At 43.5% G+C, this 24,802-nt stretch carries 20 protein-coding genes; 12 read left to right on the top strand and 8 right to left on the bottom strand.

The features are described 5' to 3' along the window. Positions 1–6: 6 nt before the first annotated feature. The 3 genes from gldE to MD536_RS13520 form a co-directional block, all read right to left on the bottom strand. Positions 7–1,323 (bottom strand): gliding motility-associated protein GldE, encoded by a 1,317-nt coding sequence (gene gldE, locus MD536_RS13530; protein ID WP_239600956.1) that lies wholly within the window; start codon positions 1,321–1,323, stop codon positions 7–9. A gap of 50 nt (positions 1,324–1,373) precedes the next feature. Beyond that, positions 1,374–1,808: a single-stranded DNA-binding protein gene (locus MD536_RS13525; protein WP_234866843.1), complete on the bottom strand. Its 435-nt coding sequence runs from the start codon at positions 1,806–1,808 to the stop codon at positions 1,374–1,376. A gap of 154 nt (positions 1,809–1,962) precedes the next feature. Next, entirely contained in the window at positions 1,963–3,042 is a 1,080-nt protein-coding gene (locus MD536_RS13520) for an A/G-specific adenine glycosylase (protein WP_239600955.1), read from the bottom strand. Positions 3,043–3,187: 145 nt separating this feature from the next. Here MD536_RS13520 and MD536_RS13515 point away from each other — a divergent pair, with 145 nt between their 5' ends. From MD536_RS13515 to MD536_RS13500, 3 genes are all read left to right on the top strand, one after another. Beyond that, positions 3,188–3,508 carry an HU family DNA-binding protein gene (locus MD536_RS13515; protein ID WP_039136824.1) on the top strand — a complete coding sequence of 107 codons (321 nt, stop codon included), beginning with the start codon at positions 3,188–3,190 and terminating at the stop codon, positions 3,506–3,508. Positions 3,509–3,531: 23 nt separating this feature from the next. Further along, positions 3,532–4,380, top strand: a complete 849-nt coding sequence (locus tag MD536_RS13510; protein ID WP_239600953.1) for a tetratricopeptide repeat protein — start codon at positions 3,532–3,534, stop codon at positions 4,378–4,380. Between the two features lie 312 nt (positions 4,381–4,692). After that, positions 4,693–6,240 (top strand): Rne/Rng family ribonuclease, encoded by a 1,548-nt coding sequence (locus tag MD536_RS13500; protein WP_239600952.1) that lies wholly within the window; start codon positions 4,693–4,695, stop codon positions 6,238–6,240. Between the two features lie 72 nt (positions 6,241–6,312). Here MD536_RS13500 and MD536_RS13495 read toward each other — a convergent pair whose 3' ends face one another. The 3 genes from MD536_RS13495 to MD536_RS13485 all read right to left on the bottom strand — a co-directional run bounded on the left by MD536_RS13495 (position 6,313) and on the right by MD536_RS13485 (position 11,798). Further along, the gene (locus MD536_RS13495) at positions 6,313–7,677 is read right to left on the bottom strand and encodes a RagB/SusD family nutrient uptake outer membrane protein (protein WP_239600950.1); all 1,365 of its coding nucleotides are present in this window, start codon (positions 7,675–7,677) and stop codon (positions 6,313–6,315) included. Between the two features lie 29 nt (positions 7,678–7,706). Beyond that, positions 7,707–10,793, bottom strand: a complete 3,087-nt coding sequence (locus MD536_RS13490; protein ID WP_239600948.1) for a SusC/RagA family TonB-linked outer membrane protein — start codon at positions 10,791–10,793, stop codon at positions 7,707–7,709. 318 nt (positions 10,794–11,111) lie between these two features. Then, positions 11,112–11,798, bottom strand: coding sequence for a zinc metallopeptidase (locus MD536_RS13485; RefSeq protein WP_239600946.1), 687 nt, complete (start codon positions 11,796–11,798; stop codon positions 11,112–11,114). 453 nt (positions 11,799–12,251) lie between these two features. Between MD536_RS13485 and radA the strand changes: the two genes are divergently transcribed. The 8 genes from radA to MD536_RS13445 all read left to right on the top strand — a co-directional run bounded on the left by radA (position 12,252) and on the right by MD536_RS13445 (position 21,572). Further along, positions 12,252–13,619, top strand: a complete 1,368-nt coding sequence (radA, locus tag MD536_RS13480; RefSeq protein WP_239600945.1) for a DNA repair protein RadA — start codon at positions 12,252–12,254, stop codon at positions 13,617–13,619. Between the two features lie 58 nt (positions 13,620–13,677). Further along, complete coding sequence (locus MD536_RS13475) at positions 13,678–14,376, top strand: ComF family protein (RefSeq protein WP_239600931.1); 699 nt, start codon at positions 13,678–13,680, stop codon at positions 14,374–14,376. 39 nt (positions 14,377–14,415) lie between these two features. Beyond that, the gene (locus MD536_RS13470) at positions 14,416–15,810 is read left to right on the top strand and encodes a choice-of-anchor Q domain-containing protein (protein WP_239600929.1); all 1,395 of its coding nucleotides are present in this window, start codon (positions 14,416–14,418) and stop codon (positions 15,808–15,810) included. 38 nt (positions 15,811–15,848) lie between these two features. Continuing rightward, positions 15,849–16,361 (top strand): glutathione peroxidase, encoded by a 513-nt coding sequence (locus MD536_RS13465; protein ID WP_239600927.1) that lies wholly within the window; start codon positions 15,849–15,851, stop codon positions 16,359–16,361. Between the two features lie 12 nt (positions 16,362–16,373). After that, positions 16,374–17,591: a DNA polymerase III subunit gene (locus MD536_RS13460; RefSeq protein ID WP_239600926.1), complete on the top strand. Its 1,218-nt coding sequence runs from the start codon at positions 16,374–16,376 to the stop codon at positions 17,589–17,591. Positions 17,592–17,646: 55 nt separating this feature from the next. Next, complete coding sequence (gene ricT / locus MD536_RS13455) at positions 17,647–19,050, top strand: regulatory iron-sulfur-containing complex subunit RicT (protein WP_239600923.1); 1,404 nt, start codon at positions 17,647–17,649, stop codon at positions 19,048–19,050. A 104-nt stretch (positions 19,051–19,154) separates the two neighbouring features. Next, a complete protein-coding gene (locus MD536_RS13450; RefSeq protein WP_239600922.1) occupies positions 19,155–21,065 on the top strand; it encodes a TlpA disulfide reductase family protein in 1,911 nt (636 codons plus the stop codon). Positions 21,066–21,185: 120 nt separating this feature from the next. After that, the gene (locus MD536_RS13445) at positions 21,186–21,572 is read left to right on the top strand and encodes a hypothetical protein (protein WP_239600920.1); all 387 of its coding nucleotides are present in this window, start codon (positions 21,186–21,188) and stop codon (positions 21,570–21,572) included. 40 nt (positions 21,573–21,612) lie between these two features. Here MD536_RS13445 and MD536_RS13440 read toward each other — a convergent pair whose 3' ends face one another. After that, positions 21,613–23,067 carry an amidohydrolase gene (locus tag MD536_RS13440; protein WP_239600915.1) on the bottom strand — a complete coding sequence of 485 codons (1,455 nt, stop codon included), beginning with the start codon at positions 23,065–23,067 and terminating at the stop codon, positions 21,613–21,615. Positions 23,068–23,109: 42 nt separating this feature from the next. On the opposite strand from MD536_RS13440, the gene MD536_RS13435 reads away from it, so the two are divergent. Then, positions 23,110–23,952, top strand: a complete 843-nt coding sequence (locus tag MD536_RS13435; RefSeq protein ID WP_239600907.1) for an alpha/beta fold hydrolase — start codon at positions 23,110–23,112, stop codon at positions 23,950–23,952. A 43-nt stretch (positions 23,953–23,995) separates the two neighbouring features. Here MD536_RS13435 and MD536_RS13430 read toward each other — a convergent pair whose 3' ends face one another. Continuing rightward, entirely contained in the window at positions 23,996–24,790 is a 795-nt protein-coding gene (locus MD536_RS13430; protein WP_234866824.1) for a TIGR00266 family protein, read from the bottom strand. Between the last annotated feature and the right edge of the window lie 12 nt (positions 24,791–24,802).

The following is a 24,802-nucleotide window of genomic DNA, read 5'->3' as shown; positions in this document are numbered from 1 at the left end:
AAATAGTTAAACGGGGCGGATCGTTATTTTCACTTTTTTAATTCGGTTGCGATCCAGTTCTAAAACGGCCAACTGAAAATCACCCACTTCAATTACTTCATTCTCTGCGGGAATTTTTCCTGCAACTTCCAGGATGAGTCCGGCGAGTGAATCACTTTCCCCTTTTACCGTATCAAATGTGGAAGTGGGCAGGTCCATTATCTTACAAACATCATAAATCATGGTTCTGCCTTCGAAGAGATAGTTGTTTTCATCGAGTTTGCGATTGATACTTTCTTCCTCATCAAATTCATCCCTGATATCACCGATTACTTCTTCCATTATATCTTCCAGGGTAACGATGCCGCTGGTTCCACCAAACTCGTCTACAACTACAGCAAAATGTGTTTTGCGATTGCGGAAATCCTGGAGCAGGTCTTCAATCAGTTTCTGTTCATGTACGAAATAGGGTTGTCTGAGTAGGGAGTGCCAGTTGAAGGAATCACTTTCTTTGAGATAGGGAAGCAGATCTTTGGAATGAAGAATTCCAACAACTTCATCGAGGTTGTTCCGGTAAACGGGAATGCGTGAATAATGAAGGGCTTCCACCTGTTTCAATACATCCGTAAAGGTCGTGTTGAAATTAACACCGCTAACATCCAGACGGGTTCTCATAATCTGCTTCACTGTAATGTTGCCGAATTTGGCAATACCCCTCATAATATTTTTTTCTTCTTCCGAAGCCAGGGAATCATCTTCCAGTTCTTCGAAATGATTGGCTGCATCTTCAGAACGCAAGGATTTTTCAACTCCCTCAGACATTCCAACCAGCCACCGGCTTACCCGATTAAAAAGAAGGTATACAATTTCCACCAGGAAGGAAGCATCCCGGGCGAAGCGCAGATTATTTTGAGAAGCATATACTTTTGGAAGTACTTCTCCAAAAAGGATTAGAAAAAAAGTAACAATCAGGATTTTCAACAATAGTTCAAAGAACCAGAAACTGTTCTGAATCGGCATCAGCTCATTGATCAGGAAATTGGAAAGGATGATAATGGCTATGTTTACAAAAGTATTTCCAATCCGCATCGAACCGAGCAGGACCTTAGGTTCTTCGAGCAGGTTCACGATTCGCTTCCAGGCAGTTCCCTGCTTGGTTTTTAGCATATTGATGTCACGGCTGGTCAGGCTGAAAAAAGCGACCATCGATCCCGAAATGAAATAGGAAATAACCAATAGTGCCAGAATCAGGATCACCATTACGGTTGTTCCCTGTACATTGGAAGCCAGGAACAGGAGGCTCAGCATGGTATTTGAAAAGGGATCAACTGAAGCGTAGTCCAAAGCAGTGGGTTTTGTTTACAATAGAAGCAAAATTGCACTATTTTCTCCAATCAAAAGGGAAGATCCGGATTGGACTCTGGAGGTGCATCTTCGCCTGTAATCCCATCTAATCCTTCTCCGTGCAATCCGTTGAAGGATTGTCCATGAACATCATTTCTTTTATCGAGCATGATGAGGTTATCACCCACTACCTCAGTTGCAAATTTTTTATTGCCTTCTTTGTCTTCCCAGCTGCGTGTCCGTAGACGGCCTTCAATATAAACCAGGCTGCCTTTATGAAGGTATTTTTGGGCGAGTTCAGCCAAACCACGCCATAAAACAACCGTATGCCATTCTGTTTGTGAAATGAGTTTACCGGTGCGATCCTTGTAGGTTTCAGTGGTAGCGAGAGAGAATTTTGCTACTGCGATATTTCCTTCCAAAAACTGTACATCCGGATCCTTGCCCAGGTTTCCGATCAGCATCACTCTGTTTACACCTCTCATATGCTTTCATTTGTGTTTAAAATCGTCTATCCCTGTTTGTACTTTCTAAAATTAATTTTTTTTCGGAGGAATTCCTTGTTTTTGAGACATTAATGCAGTTTTAACGTCCCTCACCCGTCCGGTGCCACCGGACGGGTGGCACCGGACGGGTGAATCAGGGTTTGGGTGAAAAAGCGGTGATGAAACGGGGGAACGCCAGTTTGGCCAGAGCATCTGGTGAAAGCAATTGATACCCTGTTTCAGTTGAGAGCGGCTGGGTAAGTTCGGCAGTAATAAATCGACCGATAATGGTTTGATGAGACAGTTGTTGCCGCACTTCCTCTCCTACTCTCAGCTGTTTGAGTTTGGCAGTTCCCAGGTATTTTTTCAATAGATTCCGGTAAATGGAAGAATCCGTCGCAAGCGGTTCTGCTTGTTCAATAAGCACCCATTCATGTAAGTCTTGCCATATATCGGCTCCAACTCTTTGCCTTACATAATATTGATCGTTCCATTTTAGCAGGAAATAATAAAAATAGCGCGTTCTTTTTTTGATAGACTTTTCCTTTACCGGCAGATCTCCCACTACCCCCAACCGATATGCTTCACAATCAGTTCGCTGTACACAAGCAGAACAAAGTGGTGCCTGGGGTTTACATACGACGGCACCGAAGTCCATAATCGCCTGGTTATAAGCTCCTGGCTGATCCGGTGGCATCAGGGCCTGTGCAAGTTGTGCATACAGTTTTTTGCCCGTCAAACTGTCGATGGGTGTGGTAATACCGAAATACCTTGAAAGCACACGGAAAACATTTCCATCCAGTACGGCACGGGGTTCAGCAAATGCAAAGGAGGCGATAGCAGCAGCAGTGTACGGGCCTACCCCTTTTAGCTTCAATAGGCCTTCATAATCAGGAGGAAACCGTCCTTTATTTTCAAAAGCCACCCAACGGGCAGTGGCCAGGAGGTTTCGGCAGCGACTGTAATAACCGAGCCCTTCCCAGTATTTGAACACTTCAGCATCCTGAGCCAGAGCCAGGTCCTGAACTTTTGGAAACCTGCTTATGAATTTTTCATAATATGCAAGTCCCTGTTCTACACGTGTTTGTTGAAGTATTATTTCGCTCAACCAGATTTTATAGGGGTCGGTTTCACCCTTCCAGGGCATCTGGCGTGTATTGCTGAACTGGTTCCAGTTGAGCAGGTTTTTGGTAAACTCGGGCAGGTTCATCAGAATGTTGGAAAAATATTTCAATTTAATTCAAAATCAATAAATTGCATAAGAGTTGCACGGATTAGAAGTTTATTTTATATTAACAAAACAAAACCGCATTGTTGTGGAATCCGGGTTAACTGGCCAGCATTCCGCCACTTGACAAAAGATTCAAAACAGGTGAATTATGAGAAAGGCCGACCTCATCAATCAAATTGCAGAAAAAACCGGCATCCCAAAAGTGGATGTGCTGGTAACCCTGGAAGCAATGTTCAAAGAGGTGAAGGATGTGTTATCGCAGGGAGAGAACATTTACATCCGGGGTTTTGGCAGCTTTATTACCAAAAAGCGAGCAGCCAAAATCGGGCGTAACATCAAAAAGAATGTTGCCGTTGAGATTCCCGAACATTTTATTCCCGCCTTTAAACCTGCCAAGGAATTTGTGCAGGAAGTAAAAAAACTCAAAACAGTTAAGGAAGGGCAACCAAACCCCGACGAAGAAATGTAATTTTGCTGCCTTAAATGTAGGATTTGAAAAAGCAGCAAATTTTGGTAGCAGGTAGCGGTGTTCTTCTGCTACTGGTAATTTTTTTCTTTGGCAAAACGACCCCGCCTGTAAAAGCAAAAACTGGGGCAAATGTTTCTGTACCATCAGAAACATTTGATATTCAGTCCGTTATTAAAGGCGCAACCGCCAAACTCAGTGAATCGCAGCAAACCTATGTAAATGGATTAAGCGAAGCTGTGGTTCGGGGGGATGTAAAAGAGCAAAAAATCAGGAATTTTCAGCAGCTGGCAAGGTTCTGGAGTGACTCTGCCAGGGCCTTCGTTCCATTCGCCTATTATACCGCGGAATCAGCCAAGTTGGAAAATTCTGAAAAAAGTCTCACCTTTGCAGCCCGAATCTTGTTGGATAACCTCCGCGCTGTGGAGGATCCGGGACTAAAATCCTGGCTTGCCGGCGAGTCGAAAGAGTTATTTGAAAAAGCAATTGAGTTGAATCCTTCCAATGATTCACTGCAGGTGGGATTGGGAAGCACGTATATTTTTGGAGCTTCCGCAGAAAATCCCCAGGCAGTGATGCAGGGTATCCAGAAAATTCTGGAAGTAAGCAGGAAAGATTCCACCAATATGTATGCGCAGAAAATGTTGGGCATCGGAGGAATTGTATCGGGGCAATACGACAAAGCGGTTGAACGCCTGGAAAAAGTTGCCTTGTCCGAACCCCATGATTTGGAAGTGTTGCTGATGCTGGCAGAAGGATACGAGCGGAAAGGCGATAAAGCGAAAGCGATTGAATGGTATGAGCACGCTGCCGAACATATCGAGAATCCGGTATTAAAAGCAGAACTGGAAAAGCGTATCAAACAACTGAAGTGATTTGAATTGTTAACATTGTAAATAGTACTGAAGATGCCTTGTGGTAAAAAAAGAAAGCGTCATAAGATTGCGACGCACAAGCGGAAAAAAAGATTGAGAAAGAATCGTCATAAGAAGAAGAAATAATTTTCCTTCTTTCAACGCCTTTATATAAAGCCGGAATGAATTAACTTATTCCGGCTTTATTCCCTTTCAGCTGTTCGTTTTACGTGGTTGTAGGTGATTATTGCAAAAAACTAAAAACCATCGTTCCTATCAAACACAGCTGAGTTCCTTTTGGTGAGATTGGACTGATGTTAAAAGATTACTCGCTTGAACAAGGAATTAATTATTAACTCAGCGCCCCAGGGTGTTGAGATAGCTCTCCTGGAAGACAAGAAGCTGGTGGAACTGCACAACGAAAAAGCAGATGCCAGTTTTGCTGTCGGGGATTTATATTTAGGGAAGGTACGCAAACTGATACCTGGTTTGAATGCTGCATTTGTGGATGTAGGGTTCGAAAAGGATGCTTTTTTGCATTATACGGATCTGAGCCCCTATGCCAAATCGCTCCTCAAATTCACACAACAATCCATTGCTGATACTGCCGGCAGTTTTGACTTCGGCAAGTTTGAAGTAGAAGCTGAAATTGTAAAAACCGGAAAAATCAATGAAGTATTGGGTGGCAAACCCAATGTTTTGGTACAGATCCTGAAAGAGCCGATTGCAGCGAAGGGACCCCGTTTAAGTTGTGAAATATCGCTGCCAGGCCGCTTTGTGGTCATCACGCCATTTAATGATGTAGTAGCTGTTTCCCGTAAGATTCATTCTGCGGACGAACGTAAGCGCCTGCAAAAAATCATTGAAGCGATTAAGCCCAAGAATTTTGGAGTGATTGTCAGAACCGCAGCGGAAGGTAAAAACACAGCAGAGTTGCATGAAGATTTACTGGCACTGGTAGAAACCTGGAAAACCATTCAGCAGAACCTCAAAGGGGCAGCTGCTCCGGCCAAAATTCTCAGTGAGCAAACCAAGACCACCAGTATGTTGCGGGATCTGCTCAATGAAGATTTCAACCGCATCGTAGTGAACGACCGGAATCTCTATAACGATACCAAGACTTATATCCAGCGTATTGCTCCCGATAAGGCAGATATCGTTTCATTTTATCACAATGGCTCTCCCATATTTGATCAGTATGGCGTTACCAAACAGGTAAAAGCAGCATTTGGTAAGACTGTTAACCTGCCCAGTGGTGCTTACCTGATTATTGAACATACGGAAGCCCTGCATGTCATTGACGTGAACAGTGGTTACAAAAGTGTGAGCAATAACCAGGAGCAGAATGCCCTGGAAACCAATATGGAAGCTGCAGAGGAGATCGCCCGTCAGTTACGTTTACGCGACCTGGGTGGCATTATCGTGGTAGATTTTATCGACATGAAGCTACCCGAGAACAAGAAGAAACTGATGGACGCGATGGAGGCAATGATGAAACCCGATCGTGCCAAACATGCAGTTTTACCGATCTCCAAATTCGGTCTGATGCAAATCACGCGTCAGCGGATGAAACCGGAGCTGAACATCAATACAATGGAGGTTTGTCCCAGTTGTAATGGTACGGGTAAAATATCCTCTTCATTAGTTCTGGAAGATGAAATCGAGAAGAACCTGAATTATCTTATAACGCATAAACATTCCAACCTGACCCTCGTGGTGCATCCTATAATGTATGCTTATCTCACCAAGGGCTGGATCTTCAGCAAATTCTGGAAATGGAAGCGTCGTTTCAAACAAAACATCAAGTTGCAGGAGAATACCAACTATCACCTAACCGAGTTTCATTTTTACGATGATCATGAGGAGGAGATAAAGTTGTAATTACTTTAAATCTTTAAAAATAAAAGCCGGATCAAATGATCCGGCTTTTATTTTATTGATAAGGGCTACAAATTAATCGTATGCCTCGTTTTGAACCAGGTTACTGTTCACATCGATCTCCCTTTGAGGAATCGGAAGGATCAGTAATTCAGAATTCCAGGCATTACCTGACCAATTACTACGGGTCCTCTTAGCATCAGAGAGTGCCTGACCTTCAAATGCAAGCTCCAGGAATCTTTCATTAAGAATGTTTTGAAGCGTAACAGCAGGCAGTGGATCCAAACCTGCGCGATCACGAATCAGGTTTACATCATCAAGCGGAGAATCGCCAACGCTGGTTCCCAGTCGAAGATTTGCTTCTGCACGGGTCAGATACATTTCAGCCAGGCGAACTACCGGAACGTTACCAAAAATATCCAGATGCTTTTGAGTATAGAAGTTAGCTCCAACCTGAGCAAAAAACTCACCTCTAACATCATCTTCTTCATATTTATTTAAATGAGCTCCGAGGATTTTACAATCACCCCTACCACCTGTTCCAGCTACTCCAATACTGATACCAAAATAGGTATTCATGCTGTTTGCGCCATCCTGTTGTGTTACTGTCATAGAAAAAATATACTCCGCCGGGTTAGCTCCTCCGTTATTCATGTATAAATACCAGAGATTTTCAAAATTTCCTTCCAGGCTATATTCTCCACTGGCAATAACCCTGTTTGCAGCATCGCGGGCAGCAGCATAATCACCCTGCATCAACGCAATTCTTGATAGCATTGCTGCTGCAGCACCCTTACTTGCATAGATAGTATTGCTTGTTGGCAATAGCGACTCAGCACGGGTAAGATCCTCAATCACTTTTGCATATACTTGAGCGACACTGTTACGTGATACATAATCGGATTCAGAGATTCCGGCAGTTGGTGTAAGTATCAAAGGAACTCCGGGATTAGCGTTATTATCTCCATCACCCCATGTTTTGGCAAACAATTTTACCAATTCAAAATAAAGGGCACTTCTTATGAAAAGAGCTTCCCCTTCTATGCGATCACGTTCTTCAGGTGAAGAAGTAACCTTATCAAGAGCAGACAACACGTTGTTTACCCTGTTAATGGTATTGTACGCCTGGATCCAGGTATCACGCGCAAATGTATTTTGGGTAGTAATTTCCAGGGCGTGTATATCAGCCAGACCGGCGAATGTTCCTGTAAACAGAATATTATCAGTATTACCTAATAATTCGTTTACAACCTGGATATCACCACCGTACAGCGTAACTGATTGTAACCCATCATAAGCACCAATAAGGGTCACTTTTACATCACCCTCGGTTAATAGCGCGTTCTCCTGGGAAATACTCTGGGTCGGACTCAGATCTAGCTTTTTCTCACAGGCAGTTAAGAAGAAAACTGCCAGACATATATTTATGATTCTTCGCATGTTCATCTAATTAAAGGTTTTAACTACAATTACAGTCCAACATTGATACCAAAGAGAATTGTTCTTGGCTGAGGAGCTGTATAGAAATCGTTTCCTTTTGCAATGTTGGAATCGAAATCATCCGCATTTACTTCAGGATCCCAATAAGGGTAGTTTGTAATTGTCCAGAGGTTCTGACCACTTACATACACGCGCAGTTTGGACAATTTCAGTCTGTTAACAACCGAAGTTGGCAGATTGTATCCCAATGTGAGGTTTCTAAGACGAATGAAATCGCCATCTACTATATAACGGCTGCTGATTTGCGCACCGTTGTTCCGGTACAAACGGGCCTGGGGAATATCAGTGATCTGACCAGGAGTAGTCCAGGCAGCCAGCTGATCACGTGTCTGGTTATCTTCGAAACGGAAGTTTGCAGAAGAATAACGACCCATTCCATAAATATTGATCTGGTTTCCAGTAACACCATTAAAGAATACAGAAAGATCAAAACCTTTGTAGGAGAAGTTATTGGTAAATCCAAACACCCAATCAGGGTTCGGGTCTCCAGTAACTACACGCTGAGCTGAATTGTATCCAGCAGCATTAACGGTAGATTTATCCAATTGACCGTTGTTGTTGGTATTGCGATAGAATAAGGCGTCACCATTCTGAGGATCAACACCAGCATATTCAACTGTGTAGAAAACACCTACTGGCTGACCTTCCATTACACGGTTCATACTACCAACCCCACCTTCAATTACCTGGCCATTCAAATCCACCACTTTACCACGGTTTCTTGCCATGTTAAGACTGGTAGACCATTTGAAAGCTCCTACCAGGTTCTGTGTGTTCAATACGATTTCAATACCCTTATTTTCCAGCTTACCCACATTCTGTACCTGGGAGGTAAATCCACTGGTAGCAGGTACGTTTACGTTCAGCAGAAGGCCTGAAGTATTTTTTACATAGTAATCAAGTTCACCACTGATCCTGTTGTTGAAGAAACCGAAGTCAAGGCCAATATCAAACTGTTTGGTTGTTTCCCATTTGAGGTTAGGGTTAGCAATTTGTGAAGGACGCTGACCAGCAGCTCCTGCATAACCTGCATCACCGATATACAGTCCCAATTGAGGGAAATTTCCAATTTCCGCGTTACCCACAATACCATAGCTTGCTCTCAGTTTCAGGAATGAAAGCACATCGCTTTTGCTTAGGAAGTTTTCTTCAGAAAGAATCCAGCCTACTGAAGCAGCCGGGAAATAACCATTTCTGGAATTTCTACCGAAACGCGAAGATGCATCTCTTCTCAAGCTAAGAGACAATAAATACTTGTCATCATATTTATAGTTTACCCTTGCAAAATAGGAGAGGAATGAGAACTCGGTTTGAGAAGAACTACCATCAGACTTGGTAGCAGCACTGGCTATCTTCTGATATGCATTGGATGGGAAATCGCGACCTTCTACATAACTGTAGTTAGCACGTGATTTCTGGAATTGCATACCCAAAACTGCTTCAACATTACTCTTTCCTATTTCTTTGTTATACGTAAAATAGTTGTTCGTGTTATAGTTGAAAACAAATGCTGAACGATACTCACCCACACCATTTGGTGCAGAAGTGTTCCTGTTGTTTTCCTTACCCCAGTATCCTTCTTCTTGTTGTGCAAGCAGGTCAAGACCAAATTCAGAACGGAAATTTAAACCCGGTAAAATCTTCGCCTGAGCATAGGCGTTGGAGAAGTTACGGTAACTCTGTTGAACATATCTTGCGTATTCAATAGAAATAAAGGGATTGAAATAAAGGGTTCTGAATTCATCACCAGGAGGTGTACCAGTCAATAAACCAGTTTCTGGGTCGGTGAACGGAGTAATATTAGGGAGAGCAGATGCCTGAACTGGATTCGAGAACGCATTATCACCAGGCAAACGGCGGGTGGTGGTTCTTGACAAACTGCTGGTGAAACCAACATTCAACCAGTTGGTAGCAGCATGATCTACAGTCAGTCTTCCAGCCAATCTTTTCAGGTTGTTACCAACGATGGTACCAATCTGATCCATATACTGTAATGAGGCGAAGAATTTGGTTTTATCATTACCGCCATTCATCTGGATATCTGCCTGGTTGTAATTTCCTTTCTGGAAAGCTTTATCCTGCCAGTCATAGTTGGCAGTTGATGTTTCAGACCACTGACCAAAACTATAATAATCAAGAAAGCTTCTGGCATAAGAAGTCCAGCTATCCGGATCATTCGGATCAATTCCTCCTTCATTATCCCTGTAGCCAGCAGCCTGGAAAAACATTTGTGCATATTCCTGGGCACTCAGGAATGGAACCCGGCGGGTTGCTTCTGCTACACCTGTCTGGAAATTGGCAGAAATTGAAGTCTTTCCTGTTTTACCACGCTTGGTAGTAATTAGAACCACTCCATTGGCAGCACGGGATCCGTAGATCGCACCGGCAGCAGCATCCTTCAACACTTCCATTGACTCAATATCATTAGGGTTCAAATCGATCAGTGGGTTCATGGCTCCACCATAAGAACTCTGATCATCTGAAGTAATGGGAACTCCATCCAATACATAAAGCGGCTGACTGCTGGCACTGATGGATGAGTTTCCTCTAACTCGTACAGTTACAGCCTGACCAAGTTTACCAGACTGAGAGTTAACATAAACACCCGCAGCCTTACCCTGCAGGGCCTGATCAACACTGGGAAGAGGCAGGTTTTCGATGTCTTTTGATTTAACTCTCGCAATGTTACCAGTCAGTTCACGCTGAATCTGTGAACCATAACCTACTACTACTACTTCACTAAGCGCATCATTACCTGTAACCAAACTTACTGAAACATTTTCTGTTACTGGTACTTCCGTAGTCTGGAAGCCAACAGAGCTGATTACAAGAGTTTTCGCATTAGCTGGAACAGATAATCTGAATGTACCATCAACTTCCGTAGCAGTGGAAATTGTTGTTCCCTTAACTGTAACGGTAGCTCCAACCATAGGAGAACCATTTGAACGATCCGTAATTTTTCCGGTGATTTGCCGGTCCTGGGCCTGCACCGTAGTTGCAGCGAACAGAAGCACAAGGCTCCAGAGCCATCCGGCCATTTTTTTTCTTGCAGCCATATTCACGTGTGTTAGTTTTGCCAAAAAAGGTGGCGGTTAAAAATTCAACCCGACAAATTTGAGGGTTTTTTGTTAAAAAAATATCAAATTATTAATAACTAGACAGTTTAGTTTCCAATTCTGCTGTTTTTATAGTAAAAATTATTTCAAAAAATATTTTATATTATATTATTTTCTATATTAATTATTATCCACAATATTCACTATTTAACACGATTTTTAACGTTATAGTTTTATATATTTATATTTATAATTTGAATAAGCATAAAAAAAGCCGGTTTGGACCCTTCAAACCGGCTTTCTATTTTTTAAAAACAGTTAGTCTCTGCTTCTTCCCATATAGATAAAGATGTATTGGATCAACGTTACCAAAGATGCAATTGCTGCAACTAAGTAGGTCATGGCCGCCCATTTCAGGGCATCTTTTGCCTGTGGTTGCTCCTGAGCTGTAGTGATATTAGTCTGCTCCAGCCAGGCAAGCGCCCTTTTGCTGGCATCAAACTCAACCGGCAGGGTAATTAAGGAAAACAAGGTAGTGAGACCAAAAAGTATAATACCTCCAAGCAAAAGGCTGGGGAAGGTATTGATTAGCATAATACCCGCCAGCAATACCCACTGTACCAGCATGGAACTCATTTGAACTACCGGTACCAGCTTGGATCTCATGGTTAACCAGGGATAAGCTGTCGCATGCTGAATGGCATGTCCACATTCATGAGCAGCCACTGCAGCAGCGGCCACGTTCCGACCCTGGTAGATATCCGGACTTAAAGCAACTGTTTTGGTTAATGGATTATAATGATCGCTCAGAAAACCCTGAGCCATGGTTACCTGCACGTCATATATACCATTTTCTTTTAACATACGCTGCGCGATTTCCTGTCCGGATAACCCTGAACGCATCGGTGTTTCCGAATACTTCCGGATCTTACTTTTCAGCATGTAGGAAACCAGCATACTGATGCCCACAAACAACAAGGAAACGAACATAATGGAAGGTGTCATAAATGAATTTTTTATCTACAATTCTATTATCAAAGCACTCTCCAATTTAACCAATTTCCCCCAAATCAGCCTTTTTTACGTCGAACTTCCGACGTTTTGACACCCGGGTAAAATCACCCAAATTTAACCTGACAATATTACCTGTGAGAGATTTTCTCGATTTTTAATATGTAAACATAACTTATTTATTATCAGTTATTTAGATAATTACTTGGACACCTAAAGCGCCCCTCCCCCAGCCCGTAAAAGTTATTCACAGGGGCAAAAATTTATTTTGAAATGTGCCCCTTATTCGTAATTTAGTGCAAGAATTTAATGGGTTAGTAAGTAAAGGGTCAGCAGTAATGCTGGCCTTTTTACTTTGTCTAATTTCGTATGATGATTTAGCTTTTTCACGTTTCACTTTTCACCTTTTACTTTTTCACCTTTCACTTTTCACCTTTCACCTTCATCATGGCCAAAACCAAATCAGCATTCTTCTGTCAACAGTGTGGATATGAAAGTCCCAAATGGTTAGGTAAATGCCCCGCTTGTCAACAATGGAACAGTTTTGTCGAAGAAATCAAACAAAAAGAATCAGCACCTTCCACTCCATGGCAACAAGGTTCAGGATATAAAGCAGTTGTTACAAGATTACAGGATGTACCCGTAACCAAAGAAGCAAGATTAGTAACGCCCGATACCGAATTGAATCGTGTACTTGGAGGAGGAATTGTAAATGGCAGTATTGTTCTTGTTGCAGGTGAACCAGGAATTGGCAAATCAACACTCTTCTTACAAGTAGGATTGCAACTGAGCCATGTGAAAGTTCTATATGTTAGCGGAGAAGAAAGTGAACAACAGGTAAGACTTCGGGCAACAAGACTTCCCTACGAAAGTGAAAACTTCTATTTACTAACGGCAACGAATACCCAGCAAATTTTTCAGGAGATAAAACAACTCCAGCCCGACCTCGTTATCATTGATTCCATTCAGACCTTATACACCCCCACCATTGAATCTTCTCCTGGCAGTGTTTCGCAGATAAGAGAAACGGCTGCAGAATGGCAGCGGTATGCAAAGGAATCCAATACACCTGTCTTCCTAATTGGTCATATCACTAAAGATGGTGCAATAGCCGGACCGAAAATCCTGGAACACATGGTAGACACTGTGTTGCAGTTTGAAGGCGATCGCCATTATGCCTACCGGATTCTTCGCACACAGAAAAATCGTTTTGGTAGCACTTCAGAATTGGGCATTTATGAAATGAGTTCAGCCGGAATGAAACCCGTTCTCAATCCAAGTGATATTCTGTTATCCCATACCGGTGAACAACTCAGCGGCATTGCCATCGCAGCCGCTATTGAGGGAATGAGGCCCTTCCTGATTGAAGTGCAGGCACTGGTTACACCATCCGTTTATGGCACACCCCAACGAACTGTTTCAGGATTTGACTCGCGACGTTTACAACTTTTATTAGCTGTACTGGAAAAAAGAGGCGGCTTTCAATTCGGTACTAAAGATGTATTTCTGAATATTGCCGGCGGATTAAAAGTGGAAGACCCGGCCATCGACCTGGCCGTGTTATGCGCACTACTCAGTTCTTTTACCGATATCCCGATTCCATCCACCACCTGTTTTGCCGGGGAAGTCGGACTAAGTGGAGAAATCCGTTCTGTTCACAGAGTAGAACAACGAATTTCAGAGGCAGAAAAACTCGGACTCGAGAAAATACTCATCTCCCGATTCGGACAAAAAGGAAATATCACGCATGCTGGTAATATCGAAATAGTGCCGCTGGCAAGAGTAGAAGACGTTTATCAATTGTTATTTGGCTGATCCAACAATCCGGTGAAAACACGCTTGCAACTGCTAAGCTTCATTTGTAGTTTGGTGAATGAACTCGCCTATACTTCATGCCATTCAATCTGTTTTCTTTCCACATACCTGTGCCGCTTGTGGTACCAATCAATTATCGGAGCATGCAGGCATTTGCAGCTCCTGCCTTTTTGAACTACCTGTAACCGGATTTACTCAGTTGCCAGCCAATGAGGTAGAAAAGATTTTTTATGGCCGGCTTTCTCTAGAACATGCCGCTGCAACCACCTATTTCACTCACAAAAGCATGGTACAAGAAATCCTACACCAATTAAAATACTCCTACAGAAAGGAATTAGGTCTTCAATTAGGAGCTTGGATGGGCTTTCATCTCCAATCCGCCAAATGGATATCAAAAATAGACTGCCTCCTGCCGATGCCGCTGCATCCCAAAAGAAAAGCAACAAGAGGATACAACCAGGCGGAACTGCTGGCAATCGGCATTCAACAGCAAACAGGTCTGCCTATATTACCCGATTGCCTGAAAAGAATTACCCCAACCCGTTCCCAAACAACACAGCACCGATCCGAACGCTGGCAAAATATGCGGGAAGTTTTCCGGGTCAGTCAACCTGATGCCATCGAAAACAAACACGTTTTATTAATAGATGATGTCATTACAACCGGTGCCACCCTGGAAGCCATGGGGGAAAAAATACTTCAGGTTCCTGGTAGCCGCCTGAGCCTGTTTTGTTTTGCTTATACCTTACCCCATTAAAATTTCCCATTTCCTGCTGCCTGGCTTACTTTTGATAACATGGGGCGATTTCTCTGGTTGTTTATTTTCAGCATATTCATCATATCCTGTAGCAAAGACAGCTTGCTAACCAGTTCGGATGCTCCTTTAGGTTTCAGTGCAGATAGTCTTCACTTTGATACTGTATTCACAACAGCAGGCTCCATAACAAAATCTTTCCGGATCATTAACAATAATGATCAACGCATCCGCATCAGTTCCATTCGTCTCGCAGGTGCAAACACAGGCGTATTCCGGATGAATGTAAATGGAGAACCGGGGCCATTGGTGGAAGCTGTAGAAATAGCTGCAGGTGATAGTGCACATGTTTTTGTAAACCTCCAGATTCCCTCCACTACCGAAACACTCCCTTTCCTGGTACGGGATAGTATTTCCATTCAATGGAATGGACAGGAAAAGTGGATCCAGTTGGGTGCATACGGACAAAATGCACGCTATATCCGGAATGGAATCATCAGCAGTAATACCAATTGGGACAATTCATTACCTTATGTTTTAATTGGTCCCTTCACAATTGAAGAAAACACCACGCTTTCCATTTCTAAAGGCACCCGCATCTATGTACATGCTGATGCACCTATTCTTGTAAAAGGAAGCTTGCAGGCAGCGGGTGATACGGCTCAAACAGACCGGGTAGTATTCACTGGTGACCGGCTTGACCAACCTTACGCAAGTTTCCCCGCCTCCTGGCCAGGGATTTATTTTACCAATACCAGTCATACTAACCGTTTTGTATATACGAATATTCGAAATGCCTACCAGGCAGTTGTTTTGGAAGGAAGGGAAACGGTTGGTGAGTACAAATTGGAAATGGATCAGGTCATCATTGACAATGCATTTGATGCCGGACTGCTGAGCATCAACAGTTCGGTTCGGGCCAATAACCTACTCATCAGTAATTGTGGCAAGAACCTGCAGATCGGTGGAGGCGGAAAATATAATTTTAATCATGCTACGTTTGTTGCTTATTCCAATAACCTGATTATACACAAAGACCCCGTAGTATTAATCAGCAACTCTGTTCTGGTGAATGGCAACCCGGTACAAGCTGAACTGCAAGCTGTTTTCCTTAACAGTATAATATGGAGTGGAGGCGGTACTGTTGAAAATGAAATGGTAGCCCTTCGGGAAGGCGGGCAGCCCTACCTGGTCCGCTTTGAAGCCGGTATCTGGAAAATGAGCCAACCAGTGCAGCATATAGAAGTAATAGATACCGAAACAAATCTTGATCCACAATTCGAATTGATTGAACCGGGATCAGGCCTATCTAATTTCCGGCTTAAAGATGGATCGCCCGCCCTCGACCGTGGAATCAGTACCAGCACTACTCTGGATCTGGATGGGAAAAAAAGACCAGTCGGGATGCCCGACCTGGGTGCTTATGAAAAACAATAATGACAGATATTTGTTAGATTACCGATAAATGTATTCTTATGCTCAAAACATTACTAATATCTATGTTGCTGATGGCTGCTACAGGTATTTACGATTTTAAACTAAAGACACTCGATGGTAAACCCATGGATATGGCCCAGTTCAAAGGCAAAAAAATGCTGATCGTGAACACAGCCTCCAAATGTGGTTATACCAAGCAATATGCTGACCTGCAGGAGCTGTATGAAAAATACGGTTCAAAAGTTACGGTGGTAGGTTTTCCAGCCAACAATTTCGGCGGACAGGAACCTGGCTCCAATGAAGAGATCGCCAGTTTCTGTAAGAAAAATTTTGGGGTAAGTTTTCCGATGGCCGAAAAAGTTAGTGTGAAAGGATCTGATATCCACCCCCTCTTTAAATACCTCACCGAAGAAGCGGGTAAGATGGGTGTAAAAGAACCCATCAAATGGAATTTTACTAAGTTCCTCATTGATGAAAACGGCAAACTGCTGGCCGTATTCCCCAGCGGCGTTAAACCCACTGACGAAGCAATTACCAAGTACCTGAATTAGTATATTCGCCGAATGTTTTTCGACGATATAGTAGGTCAGGAAGAAATAAAAGATCAATTGCGCGACATGGTTCAATCCAACAGGTTGAGCCATGCCTTGCTTTTATTAGGGAAAGACGGCTCTGGCGGATTAGCCCTGGCGCTAGCCTTTTCACAGTATATAGTCTGCGAGAAAGTCCAGCTGGCATTGAACCCGGTTCCGCAAGGCCCCTCTCTGTTTGGTGAAGCGGAACCAGTAGGAGAAATAGTACTTCCATCCGCAGCCTGTGGTAGTTGTGCTGCCTGCACAAAAGCTACTGCCCTGATACACCCCGACATACATTATTCTTATCCGGTTATACCTAAGAAAAGTGGCGACAAACCCATCAGTACTGATTATATTACCCAGTGGAGAAGTTTTATCGGCGAGCAGCCATATGGCAGCCTTTACGACTGGCTGCAGTTCATACAGGCAGAAAACAAACAGGGGAATATCACTTCCGAAGAATGTAATGAGATCATCCGGAAGCTAAGCCTGAAGACCTTTGAAAGCAAGTACAAGATCCTTATTATGTGGATGCCGGAAATGCTGGGTAAGGAAGGCAACAAATTGCTTAAACTGATTGAAGAACCCCCACCCAATACCCTCTTTTTATTAGTGGCGGAAAGCGAAGCATTGATCCTGCCAACCATATTATCGCGGTGTCAGCTGGTAAGAATTCCACCTTTATCGGATCTGGATGTTTCCAATGCATTGATAGCAAAACGAGGGTTGGATGAAAAACAGGCTAGGCAGATCGCAGCTATCACAGAAGGAAATTACCGCGAAGCGCTTGCCGAACTGAATCATGCAGGCGAAGACTGGCAATTACTGGTTCGGGAATGGCTGAATGCGATTCTGAAAAATGGGCCTGTATCCCTGGTTAAATGGATTGAGGATATCAGCAAACAGGGACGTGAAAAACAAAAACAGTTCCTGCGCTTTTTCAATCACCTGTTGCAGCAAAGTATCCGGATCCGGATTTTGGGTGAAAACAGTGAATGGGCTTCCAATCTTCCAGTACCGGAAAAAGATTTCATTCTCAGAATTAATAAGATGGCCGACCTGGCTCAACAGGAAGCCATTGTGGAGGAATTGGATAAGGCTGCCTATTATATTGAAAGAAATGCTAATGCGAAAATGCTCTTTCATGCCCTGAGTCTCCAGTTATTCCATATTCTTCGCGATCGGGCCAGGGTGGAGCCGTGGTAGTTTTCGCCTATATTTGTAAAATACAATTAATTCACATTCATTTTATTACACATATATGGGATGCAGTAGTTGTGGAACAGGAAAACCAAATGGTTGTAAAAGCAACGGCGGATGCGCAACGGGCGGATGCAACCGGATGAATGCGTACGACTGGTTACAGAATCTTCCCTTTGCAGATCCGGAAGCGGCTTGTAAAGTGGTTGAGATTTCGTTTAATAATGGCAGCAGAAAGGATTTTTTTCGCAACAATACCCTCACCGTCTTTGAAAAGGGGGAACTGGTAACAGTAGAAGGAGTAAGCGGGGTCGATGTTGGCGAAGTAAATCTGATGGGCGAGATCGTACGAATTCAACTAAAAAAACGCGGGGTAAATGAGTTTGACCCTGAGATGAAGAAAGTTTTGCGTAAAGCAAATGAGCGGGATCTGGAATTACTGAAAACCAATAAGGCCAGGGAAGCAGAAGCCTTGATACGTGCACGCGCTATCGCCAGGCAGTTAAAACTGGAAATGAAGATCAGTGAAGTAGAGATCCAGGCAGATGGTCGGAAAGCCACCTTCTTTTATATAGCTGACGACCGGGTGGATTTTCGTGAGTTAATCAAAATATACGCCAGTGAGTTCAAAGTGAAAGTGGAAATGCGCCAGATCGGGGCCCGCCAGGAAGCAGCTAAAGTAGGTGGAATAGGTAGCTGTGGTCGCGAACTGTGTTGCAGTACCTGGCTTACTGATTTCAAAAGCGTGAACACAACAGCTGCCCGATACCAGAACCTGAGTATTAATCAGACCAAATTAAGCGGTCAGTGCGGCCGTTTGAAATGTTGTCTGAATTATGAACTGGACACTTATCTGGATGCACTTCAAAGTTTTCCGGATCGTGCAGATACCATTCGGGTTGCAAAGGGTACGGCAACGCTGATCAAAAAGGATATTTTCAAAAACCTGATGTGGTATACATTACCTGAAAGTAACAAGCAGTATCCACTGACGATAGAGCGGGTACGTAAGATTCTGTCACAGAATGCGCAGGGAATCATCCCGGATGAACTGGAAGCAGTAGATGTAACCAGTACCAAACCCAAAGAGGTAGAGCCGGAATTTGTGGATGTAGTAGGACAAATCAGTCTGCGCAGCCTGGAGAAAAACGATCGCCGCAGAAAACAACAACAACAGCAGCAACAACAAAGACAGAAAGGAGTAAATCGACCATCCGCTGGCTCGCAACAGCAGGGAAAAGCTCCGGCAACCCAACAGGGCAGGCCGCAGCAAAATCGTCCGGCACAGGGTGGTCAGCAGCCGGGACCAAGACCTGCCAAACCACAACAACAGGAAAGGGGGCCGCGCCCGCAAAAACCACAAGCAGGTAATCCAAGGGGACAGGGAGGTGGTAATCAGGGAGGTCCAACTCAGGGAGGTGGGGCTCCAAAGGGCCCCAAACCCGGTCCGAACCCAGGCGCATAAGCATACTTGTTCGACTTGTAAAATTTTATAATCCGTTTAACGCATTCAGGCTTAAACGGATTTCTTTTTATGCGGTACATTTAGGGTAATATAAACCTTAGAGAATGAAAAAACTACTGCTCTTGCTGGTTGCATTCATTACCGGCATTTCTGCGATTGCGCAACAGGTAAGCTACTCCCGCTTACAGATTGAACCGGAATCTCCCCGTGCTGGAAATACCATTACGGTAAACTATCAGCCAGAATTGGCATCATTTAAAAAGCAACCCATTTTAACAGCGGCTATTTACTATTCAATTGGAAAAAGAATGGAAGAAAGTGAGTTGCAGGTGAAAAAAAACAAAACCAACTGGACAGGTACTTTTAAGTTACCAGATAGTGCCGTTGCCTTCTTTGTAAAAATTGTTGCAGGAAAGGAAACGGATAATAATGACAAGAAGGGATATGCATTTTTTGTGATGGATGCTTCGGGAGAACCGATAAAAGAATCTTATTATAGCATGTGGAATTTTTATCGGGGAAGTGGAAGAATGATGGGCTTTGAAGCCGACGAGAAAAAAGCATCTTTTTATTTTGAAAAATATTATGAGGAGGGTTTGCCAAAAGATGCCGATTTTAATGAAACGATCACCTACTATCAACAAAAAAAAGACAGTGCTGCAGTGATCAATTACCTGGCAGATTTACCTTCTGATCCCAACATTAAAGAAGATGATTTATTCCAGGCTCCTTTTTTTGCGGACCGCTTTGGGAATAAGCCATTGGGTAAATTATTGACAGCCTATTTAAAGTTGAAATATCCGGATGGTTCCTGGAAAGTGCGTGAATTATATCCCAGATTCAACGCTAAGAAAACTGCAACAGAAAAGGCGGCCATGCTTGACAGTTTTAAAAACTCCATCAAAGGAGAGCCGCAAGAATGGCAAAAACTTGTCATCACCAACATTGAATCTAATATTGCAGTAATGCACGGCATGGAAGGTAATCTTTCTAAAGCCAGGGAAATGGCAGAATCTACACGGAAAGGAATTAATCTAGCTTCTATGCTGAACAGTATCGCCTGGAATGCTGCCGAAAAAGGGGCAAATCTTCAGGAGGCTGCTGAAATATCCAAACAATCATTGGAGGTTTTAGAGTCTGAGAAAAAAGCAATGAGTAACAAAGCAATCTATAACACCAAAACAGATTACCTGAAAGAATTGGAAGAAGCGGAAGGAATGTTTTCAGACACGTATGCTTACATTTTATATCAGCAGGGTAATTATAAGGAAGGTTTTAAATACATGCAACGTTCCATTGATTTAGTTGGTACCGGTTCTTCTGAATACAATGAACGGTATGCCTTATTATTGGAAAAAGAAAAAGGTGCTGTCAAAGCCCTTGATTTTTTGGAAAAATCAGTTGTTAAAGGAGCCTACTCGAGTGGTATGAAGAAACAGCTGGAAACACTATATGCCAGCTCCAAAAAGAAACAGCCATTTGATCAGTATTTCGATGGACTCACCAAACAAATGAAAGAGAAAAAAATGCAGGAATTGAGGGCGTCCATCCTGAATGAACCAGCTCCGGATTTTAAATTAAAAGATCTGAATGGTGGAGAAGTAAGCCTGGCCTCTTTGAAAGGGAAAGTTGTAGTTATTGATTTCTGGGCAACCTGGTGTGGACCCTGCATTGCATCCTTCCCTGCCATGTATACCGCACAACAAAAACATGCACAAAACCCGGATGTAGTTTTTCTTTTTGTTAATACCTGGGAGCAGGCTGAGGATAAAAAGAAAAATGTGGAGGAGTTCTTTAAGGGCAAACCCTATTCTTTTACCCGGCATGCATTAGATACAGAAGATAAAATGGTAAGTAGTTTTAAAGTTAATGGTATCCCTACCAAATTCATCCTGGATAAAAACGGTAAAGTCCGATTTAAATCAGTGGGTTTTGGAGGAAATGAATCGCAGGCAGTTGATGAAATTTCTGCCATGATTCAATTGGCAGATGAGGTAAGTAATACATCTAATTAAGAGGACCCACATTCTGAGCAATAATTTCCCCAGGGCTATATAACTATAGCCCTGTTTTTTATGATTTAATCAAAAAATCATGCCTTTGTTAAACGGAATGATTCTTGGCCTATAACAGGCATGCGTAAGTTATTTTTAATTAGCTCATTAGCGGCATTGATAACAGGTTTCACTGCCTGTTCACCTAGATTAGTTGGAAACTGGAACGTACAGCGATTTGAAGTAATCAAACAGGGTGAATCCGGTCTTAGTATTAACAATGTAGGATCCATTGAATTTAAACGAAATGGTAGAGGTGAAAAGAATATTCAATATTCCATTCTTGGCATAACCAAATTTGATAATCTTCCTTTTGAGTGGACGCGTCATGGCAACTCTGTAACCATCAGTGGTAATAATACAGATTTTGCTAAAAGTTGGATCATTGTGCGCGACAAACGTCGTTTCCAGCAATGGAAATCCACTGACGGCGCCAACACCATCCAGATTATTGAGTTGGCTCGTTAATATCTTTCTCCACCCGTCGGGTACCCGACGGGTGGAGAAATTAGTTTCTGTAATTGAGGGCTGGTGAACGATCCCCCAGCAACGGGATGTACCGGAAGCCAGGACCACGCGCAGCATGGAACTCTGCTTTGGCTTTACTCAATTGTTCAGGTTGGTGCAGCAGGTCCAGTAAGGTCATTGCCATGGTTTTCGCGGCCACCATCATTCCCTTTATTCCGATTTCCGTTCCCCCACAGGCAACCGCCTGCCAACTATGGGCCGGTGTACCCGGCACCCAGGTGGCGGCACGTAAGCCCACTGTTGGTACCGCATAACTTACATCGCCCACATCCGTTGAGCCGGTGGTTTTTCCGGTATTAATCCGGATGGGATTTACTGTTCCTGCTGTTTCAATCGGATCAGCTTTAAATCCCAGGCCACCCTGTATTTTATTGGCAAACTCCTTTTCAGAACTAGTGTAAATAACCCCTCCTACTTTAACAAGGTTCACTTGCATGATATCCGCAAGCTGGTTATTGAGCAACAGATCATAGGTTCCCCCAATAATCTCAAAATCAGTTCGGGTTTCGGTTCCAATCGCTGCCCCTTCAGCTGCTTTTTGAATGCGTTCAAACAACTGCATAACAATTTCCCTGTTTGGATGCCGAACATAATAGTACACTTCAGCAAAATCAGGTACCACGTTCGGAGCCTTCCCTCCCTGTGTAATTACATAATGGATTTTTGCATCGGACGGAATATGTTCCCGCATCATGTTCACCATATGATTCATTGCCTCTACTGCATCCAGCGCAGATCTTCCTTTATCAGGCGCCGCCGCCGCATGTGCTGCAGTTCCATAAAAACGAAACTTGGCTGATTTATTCGCCAGTGCACCATCCGCCCATGTAGTGTTTTCATCAGCAGGATGCCAGTGCAATACCGCATCCACTCCATCAAATAATCCGGCCCGAACCATATATACTTTTCCGGAACCTCCTTCTTCCGCCGGAGTTCCATAAACTTTAATCGTACCCTTCCATCCCTGGGCCTGAAGTTGTTCTTTCACTGCGATGGCAGCCGCTACAGAGGCGGTCCCAAACAAATGATGCCCGCATCCATGTCCGTTTGCCTGTCCGGCTATCGGATTTTTTTCAGCAACTGCCTGTTGCGATAAGCCTGGTAATGCATCAAATTCAGCTAATATTCCTAATACCGGCGATCCCGAACCATAGCTGGCAACAAATGCAGTTGGAATACCCGCCACCCCTGCTTCGACGCTGAATCCATTGTCCTTCAAGGTCTCTTGTAATAAGGCAGAACTTTTCACTTCTTTATAACCCAATTCTGCGTAGTCCCATATCTTAAATGCAATATCTTTATACTGGTAATAACGTTCCTGTATAACCGAAGAAGCCTGCGTTTTCCATTTATCCAATTCCTTCACCGTGGGTTTCTTTTGCGCAAACAATACAGCGGGTATCAACAAACTACCAATCAGGAAACCTTTCTTCATATCGAACTAATTTTAAATCTGTTTGTACAAGTTAGGCTATTTATGAAAAAATCATTGTTGCTGATTTTACTGGTTTTGGGTGGATGGCTGATCCTCGCACAAAGTTGTTTCACATTCAGAACTGCTGATTCAAAAGCGATCAGCAGCTTTCAAAAAGATGGCATCCCGCTTAAAACAGCTACTATAAAAGAGGAGGGCTTTCCGCTGCATTATGTGCAAACAGGAAATGATAGCCTGCCCACACTCGTTTTCATTCATGGAACACCAGGAAGCTGGAATGCTTTTGAACGTTATTTAAAAGATAGTACGCTGAGAGCGCACTACCGCCTGATCAGTATTGATCGCCCGGGTTTCGGATACAGTAATTTCGGGAAAGCGCTGAACCTGCCGGACCAATCGCGGATAATCGGACCTGTACTTGAATCACTTAAAAATAAGGAGGCCTTCTGGCTTGTGGGACATAGCCTGGGTGGACCGATGATTCTGCAATTGGCACTGGATTATCCGCAACTGGCAACCGGGTTGGTAATTATTTCAGGAAGCATAGATCCGGCTGCGGAGAAACCGGAAAGATGGCGGTATGTGCTGGATAAAACACCGCTTAAGCTTTTTTTACCAGGTGCCTTCAGGCCTTCTAATACAGAACTGATCTATCTGAAAAAAGACCTGAAGCAGATGGAGCCGGCATTAAGTGCCATTAACCTGCCGGTTTATTTCATACACGGACGAACCGATAGTTGGGTACCTCCTGTCAATGTTGAGTTCGGTTTGAAGAAACTGATCAATGCCCCCAAACTGGACACGCTTTGGCTGGATGGTGGACATTTTATTCCCTGGACTGAATTCCAACCCATCCGAAGAAAATTACTTGAATTGAAGCCATAAAAAAACCGGGACTAAGCCCGGCTTTCTATAGTGTTGATTGGTTTTACCATCCATCTCCATCCAGAACGTTTCCAAGTCCGCCCAGGATACCACCCTCTTCTTTTCTCCGGGGTCCCCCATATTGCATGATGCGGCTGGCAAGGCGGCTGATTGGCAGGGTTTGAATCCATACCTTACCTGGTCCGCGAAGCGTTGCAAAAAACAATCCTTCACCACCAAAAATGGTATTCCGGATTCCTCCTACAAACTGGATATCAAAGTCGATTGTTTGTGTGTAAGCAACCACGCAACCAGTGTCCAGTTTCAAGGTTTCTCCGGGCTGGAGTTCACGTTCAAATACATGGCCACCTGCATGTACAAAGGCCATACCATCTCCTTCCAGTTTCTGCATGATGAAACCTTCACCACCAAAAATACCGGTACCCAGTTTGCGTTGTAATGCGATTCCCACGCTCACACCCTTTGCAGCACAGAGAAAAGCATCTTTCTGACAGATCACCCTTCCTCCCAACTGCATCAGATCCAGTGGAATGATTTTACCGGGATAAGGTGATGCGAAACTTACTCTCTTTTTTCCATGCGCCATATTGGTAAAGGTTGTCATGAACAAACTTTCACCTGTTAACACGCGTTTACCTGCACTCACCAGCTTACCCAGAAAACCACCGGTTTGCTGTTTGGAACCATCGCCAAAAATAGTGGCCATCTGAACGCCATCATCCATCATCATAAAACTTCCGCTTTCTGCAACGGCGGTTTCATTGGGGTCCAGCTCTACTTCAACGTATTGCATTTCTTCCCCATAAATCCTGTAGTCAATTTCGTGATTACTTCTCATGGAATAAAATTA

This window comes from Flavihumibacter cheonanensis (genome assembly GCF_022352215.1).
Taxonomy (GTDB): domain Bacteria; phylum Bacteroidota; class Bacteroidia; order Chitinophagales; family Chitinophagaceae; genus Flavihumibacter; species Flavihumibacter cheonanensis.
Note: the sequence above shows the minus strand (reverse complement) of the source record. Positions and strands in the feature narration are given on the sequence as shown.